At 65.0% G+C, this 6,749-nt stretch carries 6 protein-coding genes and 1 pseudogene; 6 read left to right on the top strand and 1 reads right to left on the bottom strand.

All coding sequences use genetic code 11. The annotated features are described in order from the left end of the window. Positions 1-20: 20 nt before the first annotated feature. Entirely contained in the window at positions 21-206 is a 186-nt protein-coding gene (locus ACY5KJ_RS15895) for a hypothetical protein (protein WP_462203710.1), read from the bottom strand. A gap of 610 nt (positions 207-816) precedes the next feature. Here ACY5KJ_RS15895 and ACY5KJ_RS15890 point away from each other — a divergent pair. The 6 genes and pseudogenes from ACY5KJ_RS15890 (at position 817) to ACY5KJ_RS15865 (ending at position 6,749) form a co-directional block, all read left to right on the top strand. Beyond that, positions 817-2,727: an acyl-CoA dehydrogenase family protein gene (locus tag ACY5KJ_RS15890; RefSeq protein WP_462203709.1), complete on the top strand. Its 1,911-nt coding sequence runs from the start codon at positions 817-819 to the stop codon at positions 2,725-2,727. Between the two features lie 49 nt (positions 2,728-2,776). After that, positions 2,777-2,983, top strand: a pseudogene (locus ACY5KJ_RS15885) (ISAzo13-like element transposase-related protein); the annotation flags it as partial. Between the two features lie 55 nt (positions 2,984-3,038). Then, the gene (locus tag ACY5KJ_RS15880; protein ID WP_462188021.1) at positions 3,039-3,206 is read left to right on the top strand and encodes a hypothetical protein; all 168 of its coding nucleotides are present in this window, start codon (positions 3,039-3,041) and stop codon (positions 3,204-3,206) included. Positions 3,207-3,577: 371 nt separating this feature from the next. Then, the gene (locus ACY5KJ_RS15875) at positions 3,578-4,582 is read left to right on the top strand and encodes a substrate-binding domain-containing protein (protein ID WP_462203708.1); all 1,005 of its coding nucleotides are present in this window, start codon (positions 3,578-3,580) and stop codon (positions 4,580-4,582) included. Between the two features lie 257 nt (positions 4,583-4,839). Next, a complete protein-coding gene (locus ACY5KJ_RS15870) occupies positions 4,840-5,679 on the top strand; it encodes an ATP-binding cassette domain-containing protein (RefSeq protein ID WP_462203707.1) in 840 nt (279 codons plus the stop codon). Then, the gene (locus ACY5KJ_RS15865; RefSeq protein ID WP_462188024.1) at positions 5,676-6,749 is read left to right on the top strand and encodes an ABC transporter permease; all 1,074 of its coding nucleotides are present in this window, start codon (positions 5,676-5,678) and stop codon (positions 6,747-6,749) included. The genes ACY5KJ_RS15870 and ACY5KJ_RS15865 overlap by 4 nt, the downstream gene beginning before the upstream one ends.

The following is a 6,749-nucleotide window of genomic DNA, read 5'->3' as shown; positions in this document are numbered from 1 at the left end:
AGACCACACGTCGGCCACTGTCACTGGAGTACTAGTTGCTGGGTCAGCTCGGTCAGGTTGTCGGCCTCGCGCCGCCGCGCCAGGTCGTCGCGGCTTCTGTACTTGTGGAGGTCGCGAAACTTGATCCGCCGGTGGGTGCCGATCAGATCGGGGTCCGGTCGCCCGGTCGCGCCGTCAACCTGGCCGGGCATCTCTGCCAGCTCCATCAACATTCACGGTTCCCAACTGCATCATCCGAAACAAACGCAACATCTGCAAGCCTTGTGCGCGGGCCGACATCGGCCGCGCCGCGCGGGCTGGACGTCGAGTGCCCGGGCAGCGCCGCGCCCGCCGCCCTGGACAGCCGTCCGGTCGTCCGGGCGAGACATTCGAGTAAACGGCTCGTTGATGTGCTCGGCGTGTACATGCCGTCCCGATCTACCCTCGTGGATGTCCTGCGGCAGCCCGGCACACTGGTGCTACTGTTCCGCGACCTCCGCCCCCGCAGTGAGAGGTCGCGTCGCGGACGCGGTGACTACCAACGTTCGCGAGTTCGGGTCCTCATGATCGCGCGGCGGTCGAATTTGGGGGAGCCAGTCACGGTCCAGGGACCGCAGACCGTGCTCAGGTCCCCCAAATTCGCCGGCAGGGGGCGATCAGATGGAAGTCGACATTGATCGGTGCGGAGATCGGTGCGGGGGCCGGTACGGACGGATCGCGGCCTGAGTGTGCGTGCCAGCTCGTGCGGATGGGCGCGGTGCGGGTAAGGAGTACGGGTAGGTAGGGACTGCATACCGCTGACGGACGGGATACCGCTCACGGACGGGGAGGCGAGAGATGGCGCAGGTGGGAGAACGGGAGGCGCGCAGGGTCGCCGAGGCGGCCCGGGAGGCCGAGTGGCGGCTTCCCTCGTTTGGCAAGGAGCTTTTCCTCGGTCATCTCCGGCTCGATCTGATCTCCCCGCACCCGCGGCCGAAGGAGGGCGACCGGCAGCGGGGGGAGGCGTTCCTGGCCCAGCTCGAGTCGTTCCTGCGGGAGACGGTGGACCCGTTGCAGATCGAGCGGGACGGGCGGCTACCTGGGCAGGTGATCGACGGGCTGCGGCGGATAGGCGCCCTCGGCATGAAGATCCCCGAGGAGTACGGCGGACTCGGGTTGACCACCGTTTACTACAACCGGGCGCTTGAACTGTCCAGCTCGTGGCATGCGAGCCTGCCCACGCTGCTCTCGGCGCACCAGTCGATCGGCGTGGCCGAGCCGGTCCTGGGGTTCGGTACCGAGGAGCAGAAGCGGACGTATCTACCGAAGGTGGCCCGCGAGGAGATCAGCGCGTTCCTGCTGACCGAGCCCGACGTGGGCAGCGACCCGGCCCGGATGAGCAGCCAGGCGGTGCCGGTCGAGGGCGGCGCCGCCTACGAGCTGAGCGGCCGCAAGCTGTGGACCACCAACGGTGTGATCGCCGATCGGCTGGTGGTCATGGCGGTCGTCCCGCGCTCGGCCGGTCATCGCGGTGGCATCACGTGTTTCATCGTCGATGCCCACGCACCCGGCGTGAAGGTGGAGCACCGCAACGAGTTCATGGGTCTGCGCGGCATCGAGAACGGGGTGACCAGCTTCGAGCAGGTCCGGGTCCCGGCCGCGGACCGCCTCGGGCGGGAAGGCGAGGGGCTCAAGATTGCCCTGACGACGCTGAACACCGGCCGCCTCGCCCTGCCGGCGACCTGTGTGGGCGGCGCCAAGTACGCGCTGCGCATCGCCCGGGAATGGTCGCGGGACCGCGTCCAGTGGGGTCGGCCCATCGGCCAGCACGACGCCATCGCCCAGAAGATCGCGTTCATGGCCGCCACCACGTTCGGGCTGGAGGCGATGCTGGAACTGTCCGGCCTGATGGCCGATGAGGGACGCGGGGACATCCGGATCGAGGCTGCCCTGGCCAAGCTGTATGCCAGCGAGATGGCCTGGCTGATCGCCGACGAGCTGGTCCAGATCCGCGGCGGTCGTGGGTACGAGACCGCCCAGTCCCTGGCCAACCGGGGGGAACGACCGGTACCGGCCGAGCAGATGCTACGCGACCTGCGCATCAACCGGATCTTCGAAGGCTCCACCGAGATCATGCGGTTGCTCATCGCGCGGGAGGCCGTGGACACCCACCTCTCGGTGGCCGGTGACATCATTTCCCCGGACGCGTCGATCGCGGCGAAGGCCCGCGGCGCCGGACGGGCGGCTGCCTTCTACGGCCGCTGGCTGCCCGGCCTCGCCGTCGGCAGCGGGACGTCGCCGCGATCGTTCCTCGAATTCGGTCGGCTCGGCACGCACCTGCGTTTCGTGGATCGCTCGGCGCGCAAGCTCGCCCGGTCGACCTTCTACGGGATGGCTCGCTGGCAGGGCGGACTGGAGAAGAAGCAGGCGTTCCTCGGGCGTCTCGTCGACATCGGCGCCGAACTGTTCGCTATCAGCGCGGCGGTCGTGCGGGCCCGGATGCTCGATGAGGAGGGCGAGCCGACTGCGATCGACCTGGCCGACCTGTTCTGCCGGCAGGCGCGACGCCGGGTCGAGGCGTCCTTCGCGGCGCTGTGGCGCAACGACGACGCCCGCAACTACACGGCGGCGCAGGAGGTGCTCGCGGGCCGCTTCAGCTGGGCCGAGTCCGGCGTGATGGACCCGAGCGGCGAAGGGCCGTTCCTCGCCGCGGAGCGGCAGCAGGCGGTCCCGACTCGACCGGCCGTCGACCTGCTCGCCACGGGCTGACCACGCGCGCGCATCGTGTGATCATGCCGGCTGGTGTCAAGGCCTCCCGAAAAGTGAGCTGGCCGCCTTCGCTCACACGGCTGGTCTGGAGGTGACAGTCTGCCATTTTCCGCCAGGAACATCGAAATGGAACAGTATCGAGCACCGACTGTTCTCCTGGATCAGCGTCAACTGGGGTGGGCGCCCGCTGACCAGCCACGACGTTGTCGTCAACACGATCGGTGCGACCACCACCCGCACCGGGCTGACCGCCCACGAGCTGGCTGCACCACCCCACACTCACCGGACTGGAAGGCCCTGCCTTCACCGCCTTGCTGGCCAGAGTCGAGCAGTACCTGCTCGATCACCCGCCGGTCAGCCTGCACCACAAACATGCCCGGTACCGCGTCCTGCGCCGCGGTCCCCTGTCGCTGTCTGACCGGCTGCTGGTCACCGTGATCCACACCAGCCTGATCGACAAGGGCAACATCAAATTCTGAGGTTATTTTCCGGCAGATCCCTGGGGTCCCCTACCAAGCTGGCACGCTCGCAGACCCGCGGGTCCGGCCCCCGTCGCTGCGCGAGAAGCAGGCGTAAAACGAAGTTTCTATACGTCCTTGATAGGAAATGTCCATCCACCGTTCATTGGAACGTTGTTCCGTGCGGCTAGGTTCGTGAATGTGACGATCAGGCCCAGTGAGACCGGCGTGGCGAGCGTTGCTGACGCGCCACCGACCATGCTCGCATCGCTCAAACTCTGACCGCGGACGCTCTTGAGGAACACTTTTGAGGAACACTTTTGAGGAACGCTGCTACTGATTCGCCCCACTCTATTTCGACTTCTTATTCACGCAGGAATACTGGAGTAGTCATGACGGCAAGACGGAAAAGACTTGCGACCGCGCTTGCGGTACTCTGCGCCGCGGCGCTCACCGCATGCTCGTCGAATGGGGGTACATCGTCCACATCCCCAGCATCTTCTACATCCGCGGCGGGTAAGTCGATTATCTATGTGGCGCCCGTCCGCAACGGCGCCTACATCTCTGTCGCCTGCGGGGCGCAGGAACAAGCTTCGCGGTACGGGATGAAATTCACCGCGCAATATTCTCCAGAATTCTCGGCCGCTGCGCAGACGCCGCTCCTCAACGCTGCTATTGCGGCGCATCCCGATGTCCTTGTTGTTTCGGCGGCGGACACAAAGGGTATTACTATGCCCCTGAAACGTGCCGCTACGCAGGGAATAAAGGTAATTACCGTTGCTAACGGGATCGTCGACGATAGCTTTTTGACGAGCGTAATCGGCTCAAACTACTTCGAACAGGCGGCGAAGACGGCCGACCTTCTGGCGCGGCTGGCGAATGGGCGTACGGGGGATGTCGCCTACATCGGCTTCAAGCCAGGTGGAAGTGCCATTACGGACGCACGACAGAAGAGTTTCGAAGCCCAGATTAAGAAGTACCCCAATCTGCATCTACTCACGCTGACGATCGTGAGTCAAATTGATGCGGCAACGGGGGCCGCGACAGCGAGCGCGATCCTGTCCGCGCACCCCGACCTGCTGGGCATCGTCGGTTCGTTTTATCCCATGTCGAACGGCATGGCCCAGGCACTGCGTGAGCGCGGAGTTACCGGGAAGGTGATCGCTCTCCAGATGGACTCCGATCCAATCGGCATCAATGATCTCAAGAATGGAAGCCTGCACGGGATACTGGGTATAACTTTGCGCGATCAGGGCACCGCCGTGGCCGAGCAGGCGTTCAACGCGATCACCGGGAAACCGGTGACGAAGACTATCTCAACACCGCCGTTCGAACTCACGAAGGATAACGTAAGCGACCCGGGCCTGCAGAAATACGTCATGAACGAACACTGCTGAGGAGTCGAAATGAAATAACTTGCGCGTTTCGAACCCTCCACAGGCCTGTGACCTGCGATGATGCTCTCGATCACGTATTTGTTACTTCATTACGTCCCCTGAGTTGCCGCGACAGCCCACCGCCATTCCGACGGAGACCGATCCATGTCAGAAATTTGCCGGCTGCTGACCAACGATTTCTTTGGCTCGTTTGCGCGACAACTAACGTTGTGGGCCGCGTTATCTTCGACCGGAGCGATGGCGGCCGGGGCGGCGTCGTGAGCGTCCAGGACCTCCAGGGCAGCAGCCCTCCATCACAGGCCCAGGCACCTGTCCTGGAGGTACGCGGGATAACCAAACGTTACGGTCACGTCGAAGCCTTGCGGGGCGTTGACCTGGTGGTGCCGTTGGCCACGGTTGTCGGACTCATCGGCGACAACGGGGCGGGGAAGAGCACTCTCGTCAAGATCCTCTCCGGTGCCGAACAGCCCGACTCCGGTGAGCTTCTCCTACACGGCAAACCCACGACCTTGGCGACGCCGGTGGCCGCGCACGCTGCCGGTATCGAAACAGTCTTCCAGGATCTCGCCCTCGCTCCTGATCTGGACGCGGCGAGCAATCTGTTCCTCGGCCGGGAACGCCGACGCACCGGGCCACTGGGATGGCTCGGTTGGCTTGACCGCAGCGGAATGCGTCGCGAAGCGAGCGAGGCCTTCGAACGGCTCGGCGTTCAGATCAAAGATGTCACCGGCCCGATCGCGTCGTACTCCGGCGGCCAGCGCCAGGGCGTAGCCGTCGCCCGCTCGGCGTTCTGGGCGCACACCGTGCTGCTGCTCGACGAGCCCACGGCCGCGTTGGGTGTGGTCCAGACCAGGCAGGTCCTGCAGCTCATCCGCCGGGTCCGGGACAGCGGAATCGCGGTGGTGCTCATCAGCCACAACATGCCCGACGTGCTGACGGTGTGCGATCGGATCACCGTGCTGCGGCTTGGCCGGCGGGTATCGGATATATCGATTGAAGAAGCGGCGACAGAACGACTCGTCGCGGACATGACCGGCGCATCCACGGTGAACGACCCGCGAACGGCCACCATCGACGATGAGGCGAGCAGCACGTGACCGAACTAAACGACCGAACAGCTACCGTCACATCACGGAACGCCCGCGAAGAACCCCGGCGGGCCGTGCCGCCGACCGGTAACGGTGGCTCGCGCCGGCACACAACCTCGGTGGACGCGGTGGTCCACAGCCAGGAGACGGTCGTCCTCGCGGTGTTGTTCGTCCTGCTTGCTGCTTTCGCGATTGCGAAGCCGAACAACTTCGCGACCAGCGGAAACCTTGAAAACCTCGCGCGTGATGCTGCGGTTCTCCTCGTGCTGTCCGTCGGCGTCACCTACGTGACGATCATGGGCATGTTCGATCTGTCGATCGGCAGTGTTCTGGTCTTCAGCGAGGTGCTTGCCGTCAAGGCAATGGAGGGAGTTGGCACGGACAATGCGGGCACGGCACTGCTCGGCGCGGCCATTGCCGTCGCCGCCGGAGTAGCCTGGGGTCTGCTCAACGGCACGCTCGTCGCCACGCTCCGGCTGTCGCCGTTCATTGTCACGCTGGCCACGCTCGGCGCCGCCCTTGGCGCGGCGCAGTTGGTCGCCAAGGGCAACGATCTGACGGCGATCCCCTCCACACTGTCAACGTTCGTCAGCATCGACAAGGTCGCTGGCGTGCCGATCCTGGTGGCGATCGCTGTCATCATCGCGGTCATCGGCGGCGTGCAACTGGCAAAGAGCCGGTTCGGCCAGCTCACCTACGCGATAGGTAGCAATCCCGAAGCCGCCCGCCGGGTAGGTATCCACGTAACCCGACACATCGTTGCCGTGTACGCGATCGTCGGAGCACTGGCCGGCGCGGCCGGATTCCTTGACGCGGCTCGCTTCGGCACGACAAGCATCGGTGGACACGGCAACGACGCCCTCGCCGCCATCACCGCGGTAGCCCTCGGCGGCGCCAGCCTCTACGGGGGTCGCGGAACCATGCTCGGCACCGTCATCGGCGTTAGCATTCCTGCGGTGCTCCAAAACGGACTGGTGATCCTCGGAACACAATCCTACTGGTACCAGATCATTGTAGCGGCCGCACTCATCGCGTCGATCTATCTGGACCGCCGCCGGCGCGAATCGCAGCGGCGCTAA

This window comes from Frankia sp. CcWB3 (assembly GCF_977927595.1).
Note: the sequence above shows the minus strand (reverse complement) of the source record. Positions and strands in the feature narration are given on the sequence as shown.

What these genes read in the sequence shown, in the direction of transcription:
- ACY5KJ_RS15895 (WP_462203710.1), bottom strand. Translation starts at nt 206, where the DNA reads ATGGAGCTGGCAGAGATGCCCGGCCAGGTTGACGGCGCGACCGGGCGA.
- ACY5KJ_RS15890 (WP_462203709.1), top strand. Translation starts at nt 817, where the DNA reads ATGGCGCAGGTGGGAGAACGGGAGGCGCGCAGGGTCGCCGAGGCGGCC.
- ACY5KJ_RS15875 (WP_462203708.1), top strand. Translation starts at nt 3,578, where the DNA reads ATGACGGCAAGACGGAAAAGACTTGCGACCGCGCTTGCGGTACTCTGC.